Source organism: Mycobacterium sp. IDUB_5 (assembly GCF_055419565.1).
In genome coordinates, this window is sequence record NZ_JBVAXX010000002.1 from 325,873 (window position 1) to 341,675 (window position 15,803).

At 66.5% G+C, this 15,803-nt stretch carries 18 protein-coding genes; 5 read left to right on the forward strand and 13 right to left on the reverse strand.

From position 1 onward, the window contains the following. Positions 1–10: 10 nt before the first annotated feature. Entirely contained in the window at positions 11–838 is an 828-nt protein-coding gene (locus ACZY1G_RS06660) for a GNAT family N-acetyltransferase (protein ID WP_463815389.1), read from the reverse strand. A 55-nt stretch (positions 839–893) separates the two neighbouring features. On the opposite strand from ACZY1G_RS06660, the gene ACZY1G_RS06665 reads away from it, so the two are divergent. Continuing rightward, on the forward strand, positions 894–1,037 hold the full coding sequence (locus ACZY1G_RS06665) for a hypothetical protein (RefSeq protein WP_463815388.1): 144 nt from the start codon (positions 894–896) through the stop codon (positions 1,035–1,037). Between the two features lie 9 nt (positions 1,038–1,046). Here the strand turns inward: ACZY1G_RS06665 and ACZY1G_RS06670 are convergent, their stop codons facing one another. The 8 genes from ACZY1G_RS06670 to ACZY1G_RS06705 form a co-directional block, all read right to left on the reverse strand. Next, positions 1,047–2,345, reverse strand: coding sequence for a ClC family H(+)/Cl(-) exchange transporter (locus tag ACZY1G_RS06670; protein ID WP_463821936.1), 1,299 nt, complete (start codon positions 2,343–2,345; stop codon positions 1,047–1,049). Positions 2,346–2,380: 35 nt separating this feature from the next. Beyond that, entirely contained in the window at positions 2,381–2,803 is a 423-nt protein-coding gene (locus tag ACZY1G_RS06675) for a nitroreductase family deazaflavin-dependent oxidoreductase (protein ID WP_463815386.1), read from the reverse strand. Positions 2,804–2,854: 51 nt separating this feature from the next. Then, positions 2,855–3,625, reverse strand: a complete 771-nt coding sequence (locus tag ACZY1G_RS06680; protein WP_463815385.1) for an amino acid ABC transporter ATP-binding protein — start codon at positions 3,623–3,625, stop codon at positions 2,855–2,857. Positions 3,626–3,637: 12 nt separating this feature from the next. Next, positions 3,638–5,134 (reverse strand): amino acid ABC transporter substrate-binding protein/permease, encoded by a 1,497-nt coding sequence (locus ACZY1G_RS06685; RefSeq protein ID WP_463815384.1) that lies wholly within the window; start codon positions 5,132–5,134, stop codon positions 3,638–3,640. Between the two features lie 82 nt (positions 5,135–5,216). Continuing rightward, positions 5,217–5,843 (reverse strand): pyridoxamine 5'-phosphate oxidase family protein, encoded by a 627-nt coding sequence (locus tag ACZY1G_RS06690; protein WP_463815383.1) that lies wholly within the window; start codon positions 5,841–5,843, stop codon positions 5,217–5,219. Next, entirely contained in the window at positions 5,840–6,301 is a 462-nt protein-coding gene (locus ACZY1G_RS06695) for a nuclear transport factor 2 family protein (protein WP_463815382.1), read from the reverse strand. The genes ACZY1G_RS06690 and ACZY1G_RS06695 overlap by 4 nt, the downstream gene beginning before the upstream one ends. A gap of 2 nt (positions 6,302–6,303) precedes the next feature. Beyond that, positions 6,304–6,963, reverse strand: coding sequence for a cysteine hydrolase family protein (locus ACZY1G_RS06700; RefSeq protein WP_463815381.1), 660 nt, complete (start codon positions 6,961–6,963; stop codon positions 6,304–6,306). Further along, entirely contained in the window at positions 6,960–7,838 is an 879-nt protein-coding gene (locus tag ACZY1G_RS06705) for an alpha/beta fold hydrolase (protein WP_463815380.1), read from the reverse strand. Before ACZY1G_RS06705 ends, ACZY1G_RS06700 begins: the two co-directional genes overlap by 4 nt. 103 nt (positions 7,839–7,941) lie before the next feature. On the opposite strand from ACZY1G_RS06705, the gene ACZY1G_RS06710 reads away from it, so the two are divergent. After that, the gene (locus ACZY1G_RS06710) at positions 7,942–8,874 is read left to right on the forward strand and encodes a LysR family transcriptional regulator (RefSeq protein ID WP_463821937.1); all 933 of its coding nucleotides are present in this window, start codon (positions 7,942–7,944) and stop codon (positions 8,872–8,874) included. Positions 8,875–8,878: 4 nt separating this feature from the next. Here ACZY1G_RS06710 and ACZY1G_RS06715 read toward each other — a convergent pair whose 3' ends face one another. Together ACZY1G_RS06715 and ACZY1G_RS06720 are read right to left on the reverse strand one after the other, a co-directional pair. Further along, the gene (locus tag ACZY1G_RS06715) at positions 8,879–9,859 is read right to left on the reverse strand and encodes an MOSC domain-containing protein (protein WP_463821938.1); all 981 of its coding nucleotides are present in this window, start codon (positions 9,857–9,859) and stop codon (positions 8,879–8,881) included. Continuing rightward, entirely contained in the window at positions 9,856–10,803 is a 948-nt protein-coding gene (locus ACZY1G_RS06720) for an NAD(P)/FAD-dependent oxidoreductase (RefSeq protein WP_463815377.1), read from the reverse strand. The genes ACZY1G_RS06715 and ACZY1G_RS06720 overlap by 4 nt, the downstream gene beginning before the upstream one ends. Positions 10,804–10,924: 121 nt before the next feature. Between ACZY1G_RS06720 and ACZY1G_RS06725 the strand changes: the two genes are divergently transcribed. Together ACZY1G_RS06725 and ACZY1G_RS06730 are read left to right on the forward strand one after the other, a co-directional pair. Next, positions 10,925–11,485: a hypothetical protein gene (locus ACZY1G_RS06725; RefSeq protein WP_463821939.1), complete on the forward strand. Its 561-nt coding sequence runs from the start codon at positions 10,925–10,927 to the stop codon at positions 11,483–11,485. A 56-nt stretch (positions 11,486–11,541) separates the two neighbouring features. Beyond that, positions 11,542–11,724, forward strand: a complete 183-nt coding sequence (locus ACZY1G_RS06730) for a hypothetical protein (protein ID WP_463815375.1) — start codon at positions 11,542–11,544, stop codon at positions 11,722–11,724. Between the two features lie 22 nt (positions 11,725–11,746). Here ACZY1G_RS06730 and ACZY1G_RS06735 read toward each other — a convergent pair whose 3' ends face one another. Beyond that, entirely contained in the window at positions 11,747–14,569 is a 2,823-nt protein-coding gene (locus tag ACZY1G_RS06735) for an MMPL/RND family transporter (protein ID WP_463821940.1), read from the reverse strand. Then, a complete protein-coding gene (locus ACZY1G_RS06740; protein ID WP_463821941.1) occupies positions 14,566–15,000 on the reverse strand; it encodes an MmpS family transport accessory protein in 435 nt (144 codons plus the stop codon). Before ACZY1G_RS06740 ends, ACZY1G_RS06735 begins: the two co-directional genes overlap by 4 nt. A gap of 186 nt (positions 15,001–15,186) precedes the next feature. Here ACZY1G_RS06740 and ACZY1G_RS06745 point away from each other — a divergent pair, with 186 nt between their 5' ends. Continuing rightward, entirely contained in the window at positions 15,187–15,756 is a 570-nt protein-coding gene (locus tag ACZY1G_RS06745; RefSeq protein WP_463815372.1) for a TetR/AcrR family transcriptional regulator, read from the forward strand. Positions 15,757–15,803: the final 47 nt, after the last annotated feature.

Sequence of the window (15,803 nt, forward strand, 5' to 3'; positions counted from 1 at the left end):
AGTGACGCCTCTAGCACCCCGTAGCGACGCGTACCAGCACCGCGCGGCTGTACAGGAGGTGAAATCCCTTGCGCTGCACATTCTTCTGCGACAGCGAACCGGGCGCCGTGGTCACCACTGCAAGGTCGCATCCCGCCTCGACAGCAGCCCGTAACCGGTACGCCAGCAGGGCGGCTTGAACGCCCCGACGCCGGAACTCGGGAGCGGTCGCCGCACCGGTCAGTTGGGCGATGCCATCCGCGGTCCGCATGCCCGCGCCGCCGACCACGGCGCCGTCCACGCCGGCCAGGTAACGCACCGCGCCGGCCTCCTCCATGTCGTTCATCGCATCGGCGATGACGCCGCGGGGGAACTCCTCGTGGCTGGGCACCCCCTCGCCGTCGGGGTGGGCAAAACCTTCGACGATCACGTCGAGCCAGGCCTGGCGCTCCCCGGCCTCGGCCCGCCACACCTCGGGTCCCGGGGCAGGGTTCGCTGCGGCCGGCAGCGCGCACCCGAGCACGTTCTCGAAGCCGACGAGGCGATAGCCCCTGTCACTCAGCTGCGCCGCGATGCCGGGCTCGGCGAGGGTGCACAGCTCCACGGCGACGGCCGCCCGGCGTTCGGCGAAGGTCCTTTCGATCTCGTCGAGCGAGTCGGCGTCGGGCAGCCCGTCGAAGCCCAGCCCGACCACCTTGTTCATCGGTGAGTCTGTGTCTGCGTAGCACGCGAGGCCACCGGCGACGGGCATGGTGACCCCCGGCGCACCGCGGCGGCCGGCGGCGCGGGTCGCGGCCCCGATCAGGTCGGTCTCGGCGCTTTCGATGCGCTGCGCCAGCGCGGTACCGCAGAACAGCATGGCGTCAGATCAAACCGGTGTTTGGCGGCACGGTCAACGGAGAATCCTGAGCGCCGTGACCGACAACAACACACCCGAGGACGCGACCCAAGCCACCGACGAGCAGCGGGACCTGCAGGACAAGCTCGATCATCAGGACGACGACCCGGACGCACCCGCGGGGTGGCAGACCCGCGATCAGATCCCCGACGAGAACTGAGCTCCCGCTCTAGTCGTCAGTGTCCGCCGGCCCGCGCTCGGGCACCATCCGGTCCCGCAGGCTGTCGTAGATCGGTGCGCACCCGGTGAGCTGAGCCGCGATCACCGCGGCCGCGCTCGCCGCCAGCATCGGCACGGTGACCGAGGTGGTGGCCGTCATCTCGATCACGATCACCATGCCGGTGACCGGCGCGCGCACGGTCGCAGAGAAGAAGGAGGCCATCCCGACGATCGCCATCGGAATGGTCAGCGCCGTCAGGTCGTGTGGCCACACGGCATCGACGATCGCGACGAAGCCCACGCCCCACAACGCTCCGATGGCGAGCAGCGGGGCGAAGAGCCCCCCGGGCAGCGCAGCAGAATAGCTCAGCGGCCCGGCGATGAACCGCACGGCAAGGTAGCCGACGATCGCGGCCAGCATCCACGTGTGGCCACTGAGAATGAGCTGGGTGATGGACTGCCCGTCGCCCACCGACAGCGGCACCAGGACGGCGGCCAGCCCGATCAACGCGCCGATGACGGGCGCTTTGACGACGGCCGGGATGCGGGCCTGGGCTGCGACGTGGTCGAGGAACCACAGCACCGTCACGTTGTAGGCGGCCCCGAGCAGCCCGGTGAGCACGCCGAAGAGAAGGAACAGGGGCAGCCAGCCCAGCGCTGGGGCGGCGAGCGGCTCGACCGCGAAGTCCGGGTGGTTGCCGAGGATCAGGCGGGTGCACCCGACCGCGGTCGCCGAGGCCAGCGTGGTGGCCAGCACCAGCTGCATGCGGAACGACTTGCTGACCTCTTCGACCGCGAAGAGCACGCCGGCGATGGGGGCGTTGAACGCCACGGCCAGTCCCGCGCCGCCGACCGCGGTCTGCATCATGCGTACGTCGGCGTCACTGAGGCGCGCGTGCCTGGCTGCCTGGGCGCCCACGGCCGCACCCATGTGGACGGTCGGCCCCTCCCTGCCGAGCACGAGGCCCGAACCGAGGGCCAGCACCCCGCCGACGAACTTCGCGAACAGCAGCTCGATCAGCGGCGGTCGTGCGTCCCCGTGGTACACCGCTTCGACGTGCTGGATGCCGCTACCGGCGGCCAGCGGCTGCCGCCGCACGATCAGCGCGGCCAGCCAGGCTCCCAGGGCCGACGCGGCCACCGGGATCAGCCAGCCGGGGCCGGGCAGGTGGTGCGCCCAGTCGATCAGGTCGAGACGGAGCCGTTCGGCCTGCTGCAGGCACCAGCGGAAGGCGCCTCCCACCAGGCCGATGACGATGCCGGCAAGCGTCGCGGTCACCGCGAGGACCAGTGATCCCCGCGTGGTCACCAGCGGCTACTCGACGACACTGCTATTCAACGCTCCTATTCAACGACGAAGACCGGGATCTGCCGGTCCGTCTTGGTCTGGTACTCGGCATAGGGCGGGTAGGCCTCGACCGCCAGTGACCACCAGTGCTCGCGCTCGTCACCGGAGATCTCGCGGGCGGTCATCTCACGGATCTCGGTGCCGTCCTGCACTGTCACCGCCGGGTTGGCCTTGACGTTGTGGTACCACGACGGGTGCTGGGGGTCGCCACCCTTGGAGGCGACCATCGCGTACTTGCCGTTCTCTTCGACGCGCATCAGCGGCACATAACGCTTCTGGCCGGATTTCGCGCCGAGCGTCGTGAACAGCACGACGGGCCGGTCCATGATGTGGACGCCCTCGGTGGTGCCCTGCTCGAGAATCTGCTTGGTCTGGTCGCGAACCCAGTCGGTGGGGCTCAGCTGCGGTTGCTCAGTCATGCCACCAGTCAACACCACCGACCCGACGATATTCCGGTGACCGACGAGTTTTCACAGCACCTTGGACAGGAAATCCTGCAGCCGTGGATGTTTGGGATGATCGAACACCTGTGCCGGGGTGTCGTCCTCGACGATGTTGCCGTCGGCCATGAAGATCACCCGGGAGGCGACCTCCCGGGCGAAGCCCATCTCGTGGGTGACCACCACCATCGTCATCCCCTCGGCGGCGAGCGTCCGCAACACCTCGAGCACGTCGCCCACCATCTCCGGGTCGAGCGCGCTGGTCGCCTCGTCGAACAGCATGATCGACGGGCTCATCGCCAGCGCGCGCGCAATGGCCACGCGCTGCTTCTGCCCGCCCGACAACGTCGCGGGCTTGACGTGTGCCTTCTCGGCCAGACCGACCTGACCGAGCAGTTCCATGGCCCGCTTCTCGGCGGCGGCCTTGTCCATCTTCTTGGTCAGCAGCGGCGCCAACGTGACGTTGTCGATCACGGTCATGTGCGGAAACAGATTGAAGTGCTGGAACACCATGCCGATGCGCTGGCGCACCTTGTCGAGGTCGATCTTCTTGTCGGTCAGGTCGAACTCGTCGATGACGACCGTCCCGTCGGTGATGTCCTCGAGCTTGTTCAGGCAACGTAGGAACGTCGACTTGCCCGATCCCGACGGCCCGATGACGCAGACGACTTCGCCCTCTTTGACCGTCGTGGTGATGCCGTCGAGCACCACGAGATCTCCGAACGACTTCTTCAGATTGTCGATGCGGATCTTCACCGCGCCCGTGGACTCGGTCGCGCTTTCCGGTGCGAGCTGGTTCATTTCGCAATGCCCCTATCTGACAAGTCGGCGTTCCAGACGATCCGAGAGTTTGGTGAGCGCCATGATCACGATGAAGTAGATGATGCCGATGATCAACCACATGTTGAACGACTGGTAGTTGCCGGCGATGATGATGCGCCCCGTCTGGGTCAGTTCGGCGATGCCGATGACCGACAGGATCGAGGTGTCCTTCAGCGTGATGACGAATTGGTTGATGTAGGACGGGATCATCGTGCGGATGGCCTGCGGCAGGATCACCTTGCGCATGGTCGGCAGGTAGCCGATACCGAGGCTGCGTGCCGCCTCCATCTGTCCCTTGTCCACGGAATTGATACCGCCGCGCACGATTTCGGTCATGTACGCGCCTGCGTTCAGCGACAGCGTGATGATGCCCGCCGTGAGCGCCGACATCTGGAAGCCCAGCGCCGACGGGATACCGAAGTAGATGAAGAACGCCTGCACCAGAAGCGGTGTGCCGCGGAAGACATCGACGAACGTGGTGCCGATGGCACGCAACCAGATGGCTCGCGACACCCGGAACAACCCGAAGATGACGCCAAGGATGAGTGCGAAGAAGATCGAGACGACCGTCAGGATGATCGTCATCTTGAGGCCTTCGAGCAGCAGCGGGAAGGTGCTCTTGATCAGCCCGAGGAACGAATTGTCGTCGGTGGTGGCCTCTTCACCGAGGTAGGCGCTGATGATCTTGTCGTACTCGCCGGATGCCTTGAGGTTCTTCAGGCCCTCGTTGAACTTGGTGAGAAGTTCTGCGTTCTGGCCCTTGTTGACCGCGAAGCCGTAGCCCGTCGGATCCTCTTTCGGTGTCACGGTCTTGAAGCCGTTGCCCTGCGCGATGCCGTACAGCAGCACCGGGTAGTCCTCGAACACCGCGTCGGAGTTACCGGTTCGCACCTCGTCGAACATCGACGACGAATCGGCGAACGACACCACCTCGAAGCCGTACTTGTCCTTGATCGAGTTCGCGAAATCCGAACCCTGGGTGCCGTTCTTCACGGCCACCCGCTTGCCCTTGAGATCCTCATAGGACTTGATGTCGTTGTTGGACTTCAGCACCGCCATCTGGATGCCGGATTCGAAGTAGGGGTCGGAGAAGTCGAACACCTTGCGGCGCTCGTCGGTGATCGACATGCCTGCGATGACGCCGTCGACCTGGTTGGCCTGGACGGCCTGCAGTGCGGCGTCGAAGCCGAGCGGTTTGATGTCGACGGTGAAGCCTTGATCTTTGGCGATCGCCCGGATCAGGTCCATGTCGATACCGACGAATTTGCCCTCTTTGTCCTGGAACTCGAACGGAGCGAACGTGGTGTCGGTGGCGACCGTGTAGGTCTGCCCCTGCGCCTTGGCCTCTGGCAGGGCTTGCGGAACCGTCAGCGCGGAACCGACGCCGAGCACGAGGAGCACCCCGAGCAGCGAGATGAATCTGCCGCGCCCGCGCGCCCACGATCCCGCTCTGTGCGGGACTGCGCGTCCCCACCTACCGGCTCGCATGCTGAACCTCCCTGTCGGTGATGATCACGCGAACACGCTAGCCCTCCAGAGGGCACGAGAGCCGGTTATCGACGCGACATGGTCAAGATCGGCGCGCCCGCAGCTCGGCGTTTTCGGCCTCCAGGGCGGCGAGCTTGCGCCGCATCGGCTCCAGTGCGCCCTCGAGTTCGGCGGCCGTGTAGCGGGGTGTGATGTGCTGCGGGCAGTTCCAGTCGTAGGCGGCGACGTCGACGAGTACGGCGCGTTCGACGACCGCGTCATAGGTGGGATCGGTCATCGACGCGACCAGCTCGGGGTTCTGTTCCGCGGTCACGATGCGGGCGTGTCCGAAGATCTTGAGGCGTCGCCGGTGGGCGTGATCGAGGAAGATGAGTGCGACGCGCTGCTCGCCGCCCATGTTGCCGGTGCTGATGTATTGGAGGTTGCCGCGGAAATCGGCCCACCCGATGGAGTGGTCGTCGAGAACCCGGACGAATCCCGGAGGTCCGCCGCGGAATTGCACGTAGGGCCACCCGGTCTCCCCGACCGACGCGAGATAGAAGTGGTCTCGCTCGGCCAGGTAGTCGCGTTCGTCGTCGGTGAGCCGGTCCGGCCCCGGTGTCGCCGCACCGGTGTCGGCCTTGCGTCCGTAGAACGTGGCGCTGCCGTGCTCTTCCTGCACCGACCGCACCGTCGGGGTGAAAGCGATCGATCCGTAGTGCCTGCTCATCGGAGGGGGATGTCGTGGCCGTGCTCGGCCTCGGGGCGCGGTCCGAAGTAGCGCCGTTGCGATTCGTCGATCGCGACGTCGTTGATGCTCGCCTCGCGCCGGCGCATCAAGCCTTGGTCGTCGAACTCCCACAGTTCGTTGCCGTAGCTGCGCCACCACTGACCTGAGGCGTCACGGCATTCGTACTGGAACCGCACGCCGATGCGGTTGTTGCGGAAACTCCACAGGCTTTTGCGCAGCGCGTAGTCGAGCTCCCGCGCCCATTTGGCGGTGAGGAATTCGACGATCTGTGCCCGCCCGGTGACGAACTGGTCGCGGTTACGCCACACGCTGTCCTCGGTGTAGGCGAGGCTGACACGGTGCGGGTCGCAGGTGTTCCACGCGTCTTCGGCGGCCTGCACTTTCTGCAGCGCCGTCGTCAGGTCGAACGGGGGAAACGGTGGGCGGGATTCGGTCATGATCAGGCGCCTTCCTGTGTCATCGCGGTGATCACGTCGCTCGTCGTCACGACTCCGTGAGCGAGGAACGCGTAGTTGACCAGGGCGGCCTGGTAGCCGTCGCCGAACACCGGATGGCGGGGACCTGCGGTGGCATCGGTGACGACGACGACCTCGAAGCCCTGTTCGAGCAGGTCGCGCAGATGTGATTCGACGCAGATGTTGGCCAGCATCCCGCACAGCACGACCGTGCTGATCCGGCGTTTGCGTAGCTGCAGAACCAGGTCGTTGGTCTGTGGCCCCCAGACCTTGTGTGGGCTGGCCACGACGGTGTCCGGGTGGTCGATCAGCGGCGCGAGCTCGGGCAGCCAGTCCGCGCCGGAGCCGGCGAATCCGTCGAGGGTCAGCGGGCCGCGGCGGGCGAAGGTGTCGGTCCGCAACTCGTCGGTCTCCAGCGGACCGTTGAACAACCACCGGTGGTCGGTGGGATAGAAGTAGTGCGGCGAGACGAACACGCCGTACCCGCCGTCGTGCGCGGCGGTGAGCAGCTCGACCAGATGCTCGACGGTCCGGTTCTCGGTGACGCTGTCGCGCAACACCTCCCAGTTCTTCCCGGTCGCGCTGAGCACGTCGTTCTGCGGGTCGATCACGACCACCGCGGTGTCGGCCGTCGTGTAGTTCACTGCTGCGCGACTTTCCGGCCGAGGAAGTCCCGGACGTAGCCGGCGATCTCGTCGCCGTGGGTCTCCAGTGCGAAGTGGCCCGTGTCGAGCAGGTGGTACTCGCCGTCGGGCAGGTCGCGCTGGAACGCCTCGGCTCCCGCCGCGCCGAAGATCTGGTCGTTGCGCCCCCAGGTCACCAGCAACGGCGGTTGATGGGTACGGAAGTACTCCTGGAACCCAGGGTAGCCGTCGAGGTTGAACTGGTAGTCCCAGAACAGCTGCAACTGGATCGCGTCGTTGCCCTTGCGGTCCAGCCCGGCTTGGTCGAGCTGCCAGGTCTCGGGGGCGATCCGGTCGAGCCGGTCGGCGGGCACGCCGTGGGTGTACTGCCACCGCGTGGTCTCCGGGGTGAAGTACTCCCGCACCGAATCCTCGTTCGCTGCACGATCTTTCGCGTGCGCGAAGAGGCGGTCCCAGAACGGGGTGAAGCCCTCGAGGTAGGCGTTGCCGCTCTGGCTGATGATCGCGGTGATGCGTTCCGGCCGCGCGTGGGCGATGCGCAGTCCGATCGGCGCGCCGTAGTCGTGGATGTAGATCGCGAACCGCTCGAGGCCCAGATGCTCGATCAGTCCCTCGGTGATCTCGGTGAGCCGATCGAAGCTGTAGGTGAACTGGTTCACCGACGGCATCGCCGACTGCCCGAAGCCGATGTGGTCGGGTGCAATCAGATGGTAGTCGTCGGCCAACGCGGCAATCAGGTTGCGGAACATGTGCGAGCTGGACGGAAAGCCGTGCAGCAGAAGCACTGTGGGGCGGCTGGGATCGCCGGCCTCCCGGTAGAAGACGTCGAGCCCGTCGATGGTCGCGGTGCGGTGGCGCGTGGTGGTATCGGACACGTGTTCAGCCTGCGCGGTGCACGGTGCGGCGAACAAGGGCTGGTTTCGGATCACATTCATCGGGTTGGCTGATCAATCGCGTGGTGGGCCTTAGGATCGTCGGGTGGAATTGCGCCAGCTGGAGGCGTTCGTCGCGGTGGCGCGAGAGCTGCACTTCGGACATGCCGCCGAGAAGCTCCACATCTCGCAGCCCACACTGAGCGAGCTGATCCGCCGCCTCGAACGGGAGGTCGGCACACCGCTGTTGACCAGAACCACCCGCCGAGTGGCCCTCACGCAGGCCGGCGTCGAGCTGTTCGGCCGCGCGGTCAGCATTCTCGACGACGTCGAGGGAGCCGCAGCTGCGGTGCGCCGGCTCGTCGACGGCGACACCGGCACCGTCCGGCTGGGCATCACGCCGCCCGCCGCCCCGCTGCTCGCGCCGCATCTCGCGCAGGCTCTCCAGCGAGCCGCACCCGAGGTCGAGTTGTCGGTGCGCCGGATGTGGCTTCCTGACTTGCAACAGGCCATCGGGGAGGGCGCGCTCGATGTCGCCATCACCTGCGGGCCTGTCACCAATCCGCCGGGCATCTTGAGCGAGGTGTTCTGCGCGGAGCCGGTGGTGGTGGGCCTGCGTGAGGGCCACCGCCTCGCCGACCGTGCGGATCTCGACCTCGCCGAGCTGGCCGGCGAGACCCTGGGCGCGCACAGCGAGGCGCTGTTCCCCGCGTGGTCGCTGGCCCTGCAGCAGATCCTCGACGACGCCGGAATCGCGTCGCCCACAGCCGAATTGACGGAGATCGACCTGTCGGCGCACCGATGGTCCGAACAGCGCGAGGTGGACTGGACGCTGACCACTGCCGCCGTCGCCGGCACCGCGCCCGGAGTCACGCTCGTGCCGCTGCAGCCGCCGCGGTTCATCCCCTACACGCTGCAGTGGTGCCCGATTCGCGCGACGACCGCCGCGGTGGGCAGGTTCGTCCATCTCGCCTTGTCCGTCGACGTCCCGCCCGGCTGGGTGAGCCAGCCCGACCACCTCCGGCACCCGGGTCGATGAAGCGTCACTTGGCGAAGCGCAGCACCGTGGCTTCGACGAGTTTCTGCAGGCCCCGGCTGGCCGACTTGCCGACCGCGACAGCCGTTCGTTCGACCGCGTTCGGCGGCGGCGGCAGATACACGGTTGCCTCGTCGTCGACGCGGACGGTGCCGGCGGTGGCGACGTCGGCGTAGATGCCGAGGAAGCGGTTCGTCTTCTCGGCCAGCTGCCGGGTCACCGACAGGTCTTTCCCCAGGCCCGGCTGCGGGCGTGTCCCGACCACGCACCGGATCGTCGGGTTGGTCACCGACAGCACGACGGTGCCGAGGTGCACTTCGCCACCGACCCAGGCGGATTCGGGGAACGGGTCGGGGCTCTCGACGTCGACGAGCACGTTGGGCCGGAAGCGCCGCACGTCGTACGGGGTGCCATCGACCGAGAGGCTGCGCAGGCTCGTCGCGCTGAGCAGGTGCACCGGGCTGAGGTCGACGAATGTCCCCGGTGGAGTGGAATACCTTGCCAGAGTGATCATTTGGCGCGTGGTGAACACCGAGGTATCGGGCAGCTCGTCGGTGTCGCCCAGGCCGAAGTCCTGTCGGACCTGATCGGCGGCGAAGTTGCCCAGAGAGGCCTGAAGCGACATGCGGTGGGCACTGGTGTCGCTCACCGACGGGAGCGCGGTGAGCCGCACCTCCCGGCCGACCAGCTCGCTGAGGGCTGCGTGCACGGTCGGGTCGTCGCTGGTGATCTCCCGTCCGTCGGGCAGGGAGATCACGACGGCGGGAACCTTGCCCGGTCCGGCATCGGGGCCGGGTTCGGCGACGTAGCGCGCAGAGCACTGCAGCAGAGCGGGGATTCTGCGGGCGGATGCCGTGACCCCCTTTTCGATGTCGCGTACCGCCCACAGTCGGTCGGCGTGCACACCCCGCTCGTCGATCCGCAGCTCGTCGACGCGGGTGCCACCCATCGACTTGACCGGAAAGCGCCAGAGCTCAGTGACTTTCATGCATTTCCCTCCGCGAGATGATCCGCAAGTGCGATACCGAGGCGCTGCCCGGACAGCCACGCCGCTTCGACACGTGGCGCGCCGGACGGGCACCAGGAATCACCACACAACCCGAGGGGCCGTGCGGTGGTGTCGAGGTGGAACTCGGCGTCGGCGTGGGTGTCGGCGGGCTTGGCGAACGTCCACCGGTGGACGTGGGTCCAGTCGGGGTCGCCCGCGATGTCCAGAAGTCGGCGCATGGCCGCCACCATCGGCGCGACGGCCCGCTCGGGGTCCTCGAGGTGCCGGCGCGCCCGGTCTGCCGTGCTGTGCGCGACGAGCACGGCGGCGCCGTCGCCGCGGCGCGATCCGTCGTCGGCGAGAAACGACAGATCCGGGTCGTCGTTGACGAAGGCAGCGTCGGTCGACCAGCTGCGCTGCGGCCAGCCGGCGGCGACGGCGATGACGGGGTCGTAGGCCACCCAGTCGCCGGGCGGCGCGGCGATGAGCCGCGCGGCCTGCGGATCGGGCATTGCCAGCACCACGGCGTCGTGGGGTAGGTCGTCGAGGGTCTCGATCAGGGTCTCGTAACGGACATCGTCGGGCAGCAGGTCGCCGACGAGTGAGCGCAGTCCCCCGGCGGCGGCGAAGCGCATCGGGCCGGAGGTGCTGTTGCGGGCACCGGGCGCGAGCACGTCGAAGGTGTCGGTCCAGGGTCGGGCAAGTCCGCGGCGCTCCCAGTCGTCGACAATGGCGTGAAACGCCGGCTCCTTGACGGTGAAGTACGCCGCCCCCAGGTCGACGCGGCGCCCGTGCACCGTGGGTGAAGCCATCCGGCCGCCGGGGCCGCGGCCCCGCTCGACGATCTCGACGGTGATGCCGCGTTCGCGTAGCGCCTGCGCGCAGGCCGCCCCGGAGAGTCCCGCTCCGAGCACGGCGACGCGCGAGCGGGGCATCTCGGTCATCAGGCCACGGTAGCCCGGCCACGCGCTCGACACCCGAGTACCTCACTACGCATGTGTGCGGGCCGGGACCGGCGTTGGCTGGAGCCGACGGCCCACACGGGGCCGGGGATCAGGAGCAGACATGACTCACATCGCCGCCCGTTTCGCGCGGAGCACAGATGTCGACATCACCGACACGTTGAGCGACGAGACGGTCCACGACGACTTCTCGCTCGGGCACGACATCAGCGACATGTTCGGTCTCGATCACCATCCGGAGCGCAGCGCCACCACCAAGACGATCAAGATGCGCGACCGCGACATCCTGGCCACCGACAACACGGTGCTCGCGTCGCTGACCGGGATGTCGACCACAGTGACGAAGATGACCGACCCGCACGATGGGACGCACTGGTTGTTCATCGCGTTCGGCTATCGGGTGACCTCACGCGGCTGGCGGACCGGCCGGGGCTCGCTTGCCGGAGAGACGCTGGGGGTGCCGCACGGTCTCCATTTCCTCAATCGTGACGGCGGCCCGATGTTTTCGTGGGGCTTTCCCTATCAGGACTTCACCACCGACTGCGGATGGGACAACCACGAGGCCTACTACGTGATCCGCGACCGCGACTACGTGTCGTGGTTCGAGAACTGGCGCAAGGTGTCGTGGCGGTTGGCGGGCGGCGGCTTCTTCTACCCCTGCTGACCACGCGCCGGCGCGGGTCGGTTTCTGCGTCCCGCGGCGTGGGCATACCTGGGCGCATGGGTGACAGATCCCGGCTGGTGTGGCCGCTCGCGGCCGTGGCGGCCTCTGTGGTCGGCGGGGTGGTGTGGTCTGCGCGTCGCCGATCAGCCGGTGGTCGTCACGAGATGCCGGATCTTCCCGGCGCCCACGAAGACGGCACGGTTCACGTCACCCCGGATGGTGAGATCACGCCGTCGTGAAACGCTCGGTTAGGAAACCGGTTCAGCGGGCCGTCACCTGACGGGCCGGCCGGGGGCGGACGTTCTGCGGCCACCAGAACCACCGGCCCATCAACGCCGCGATCGACGGCGTCATGAACGACCGGATGATCAGAGTGTCGACGAGGAGTCCGAGCCCGATCGTGGTCCCCACCTGAGCCATCACTTTGAGGTCGCTGATCGCGAACGACATCATCGTGAACGCGAACACCAGGCCGGCCGAGGTCACCACGCTGCCGCTACCCGCGATGGCACGGATGATCCCGGTGTTGAGTCCCGCGTCGCGTTCCTCCTTGAACCGTGAGACGAGCAAGAGGTTGTAGTCCGACCCCACGGCCAGCAGGATGATCACCGACATCGCCAGCACCAGCCAGTGCAGTTCGAGCCCGATGATGTGCTGCCACAACAGAACTGCCAAACCGAACGACGCGGCGAGGGACAGCACCACCGTTCCGACGATGACCAGCGCCGCGATCGCCGACCGGGTGATGATCAGCATGATGATGAAGATCAGACAGATCGCCGAGATCGCCGCGATGACGAGGTCGTAGTTCGAGCCGTCCCGCATGTCCTTGTAGGTCGCCGCGGTGCCGCCCAGGTAGATCTTGGAGGTCTCCAGCGGGGTGCCCTTGATGGCCTCGAACGCCGAGTTCTTGATCTGGTCGATGTGCGAAATGCCTTCTGGCGTTGCCGGATCCCCCTGGTGGGAGATGATGAACCGCACCGCCTTGCCATCGGGTGAGACGAACTGCTTCAGACCACGCTTGAAGTCGGGGTTGTCGAACACCTCGGGAGGTAGGTAGAACGAGTCGTCGATCTTCGACTGGTTGAACGCTCGGCCCAACGCGGCGGGGTCGGACTGCTGCCGATCCTGCAGATCCTGTTGATCCTTCTGCGTCGCATAGTTCGTCATGATCTGATCGCGGTTGCGTTCCTGGCTGGCGATCTGCGGCGGGATCAGCGCGAGCAGCTTGGGTTGGAGGGCATTGATCTTGTCGAGGCTGATCGTGGTCTCGGCGAGGAGCCCGGAGAGTTGATCGATACCGTCGAGCGCGTCGAACAGCGAGCGCAGGGCGTAGCACGCGGGGATGTCATAGCAGTGCGGTTCCCAGTAGAAGTAGTTCCGGATGGGCCGGAAGAAGTCATCGAAGTTGGCGATCTTGTCGCGCAGTTCGTTGGTGACCGCGACCGTCTGCTTCAGGACGTCCGTCTGCTCCTGCTGCGCGTTGGCGCTCTGCTTCTGCAGCTCCAGTTGCCGGCGCAGGACGTCGATCTGATTGTTGATGTCGCTCGCCTGCCGGAGCAGGTCGGCGGTGCGCGCTTCGGCGTAGGACTGCGTGAGCTTCTGATTCACGCCCTGCTGACCGACGATGTACGGAATCGAGGAACCTTCGATCGGCGTGCCGAGTGGTCGCGTGATCGTCTGCACCCGCGCGATTCCCGGCAGGTGGAAGACCTCCTTGGCGACGCGGTCGACGATGAGCATGTCGGTCGGATTGCGCAGATCGTGGTCGGCGACGAGCATCAGCACCTCGGGATTGAGCCGCGCCTGTGGAAAGTGTTTGGCCGCAACCTGATAGCCCACGTTGGCCTCGACGTCTGACGGCAGGTACTTCTTGTCGTCGTAACTCGTGGTGTAGGACGGCAGGGCGAGTAGGCCGACCAACGTCACTGCGAGCGAGGCCACCAGGATCGGTCCGGGCCATCGGACGACGGCGGTTCCGACGCGTCGCCATCCCCGGGTCCGCTGGCTGCGCTTGGGATCGAGGAGCCCGAACCGGGAGGCGACCGTGATGATCGCCGGCGCGAGCGTCAGCGCAGCCACCGTGACGACGAACATGCCGATCGCCAGCGGAATGCCGAGGGTCTGGAAATAAGGCAGCCGGGTGAAGTGCAGGCACAGCGTTGCTCCGGCAATCGTCAGACCGGACCCCAGGATCACATGCGCGGTGCCGTGATACATGACGTAGAAGGCGCTTTCCCGGTCATCGCCGGCGCCGCGCGCCTCGTGATAGCGCCCGACCAGGAAGATGGCGTAGTCGGTCGCCGCGGCAATGGCCAACAGTGTCAACAGGTTCACCGCGAACGTCGACAGCTCGATGATGTGGTGATAGCCCAGGAACGCCACCACACCCCGCGCCACCGCGAGTTCGAGCACGACGGTCACCAGCACGATGAGGACGGTGACGATCGAGCGGTAGACGAGGAGCAGCATCGTGATGATCACGAGGAACGTCAGTGCTGTCACGAGTTGCAGGCTCTTGTCGCCGGCGTGTTGCTGGTCGGAGAGCAGCGGTCCGGCGCCGGTGACGTAGACACGCAGACCTTGTGGTGGCGGGTTGGCGGCGACGATGTCGCGCACCGCCTCGACGGACTCGTTGGCGAGCGTCTCACCCTGGTTGCCGGCGAGGTAGAGCTGGACGTAGGACGACAGGTTGTCCGCCGACTGCGAGCCCGACGACGTGAGGGGGTCACCCCACAGGTCCTGGATGTGCTGGATGTGCACCGTGTCCTTGCGCAGCGCGGCGATCAGCCCGTCGTAGTACGTGTGCGCTTCGGCGCCCAGTGGCTTGTCGCTCTCGAGCACGATCATCGCCGAGCTGTTGGATGTGTACTCCCCGAACAGTTTTCCCACCAACTGCGTGGCCTGCAGCGACGGCGCGTCATTGGGTGTCAGCGATGTGGAGTTGGCCGCCCCCACTGCTTCGAGCTGGGGAACGACGACGTTGAGAAGGGCGGTCAACGCGAGCCAGCCCAGCAGGACGGGAACGCAGAAGAGTCGCAGGAAGCGGGGAATCCGGGCGTGGCCGGTGTGCGGCGCGCTCACAGTGACTTCACCAGGCAGGAGGTCTGGGCGTTCACGCCGTCGTAGGTCTGTTGGTCTCGGACTTCGTTGTCCACCAGGATCTTGCAGCTGATCGAGGCACCGTCGCCCTGGGCGATGATCGTGGCGGCGGCTGAGGGCTTGGTGGTCTCCAACGTGAGCGACCACGGCAGCGGAGCATCGTCGACGCGGTGCGGATTGGCGTCCAGGTCGAGGTAGTTGATGGTCGCGACAGCACCTGAGTCGCCGGTGATCTCGTAGGTGACAGCCTTCGGGTTGAACGGTTCGGCATCCTGGGCCAGACCTGCCCCGGGCCGGGTCGTCTCGTTGTTCGATCCGAAGAACCCGTGCATGCGGTACACCACGGTCGCTGCTATCGCGATCACCGCCACGATGACGAGTGGTATCCAGGCCCGCTTCAAGATCCCGACCATGCACGCCCCTTATGCGCCGCGCGACACCATGTGTGTCGGCCAGGCAAACATAGATGTACTGAATAATTTCAGCAAGCCGATCGGCTAGCTCTAATTGAGTGATCGGTATAGGACGAAGAGGGAGCGCGGGTAAGCTGGGCGTTTATTGTGAGGCGCGTCTCGCGGCGGGACGGAGAGGGTGAACGGATGGCACGACCGACGGCACCACGCGGCCTGGCCCGGCAGCGGGTACTCGACGCCGCTCTGGCGCTGTTCGCCGAGCACGGCGTCCACGGAACGTCGCTGCAGATGATCGCGGACCGTATCGGCGTGAGCAAAGCGGCCGTCTACTACCAGTTCCGCTCGAAGGAAGACATCGCTCTGGAAGTCCTGCGGCCGTCGATCGACGACATGGCCCGGGTCATCCGGATCGCTGAAGTGCTCCCCGATATGCAGCGCCGCCGCGAGGTCTTGGTCAGTGGCCTCATCGAGATGGTGGTCCGACACCGTGAGTTGTCGGTCCTGTTCTACGGCGATCCGGGTATCGACCAAATGGTGCGTGACGAACCAGAATTCAGCGTCGTCACCGGCCGCCTGCAGGAGCTGCTCGAGGGACCGCAACCATGCGCCGCCGACCGCATCGCCCTGCGGGTGTTCCTCTCCGGCGTCTGCAGGGTCGCCGCAGATCCCGACATGTCCGACATCGACGACGGCGAACTGCAGCGAAACCTCGTCGAGCTGTCGACCCGCCTTCTCGCGCCGGCACCCGTGCCCTGATCCAGGCGTAACGGCGGCGTGACGCCGTTTTACCAGCTCAACACACG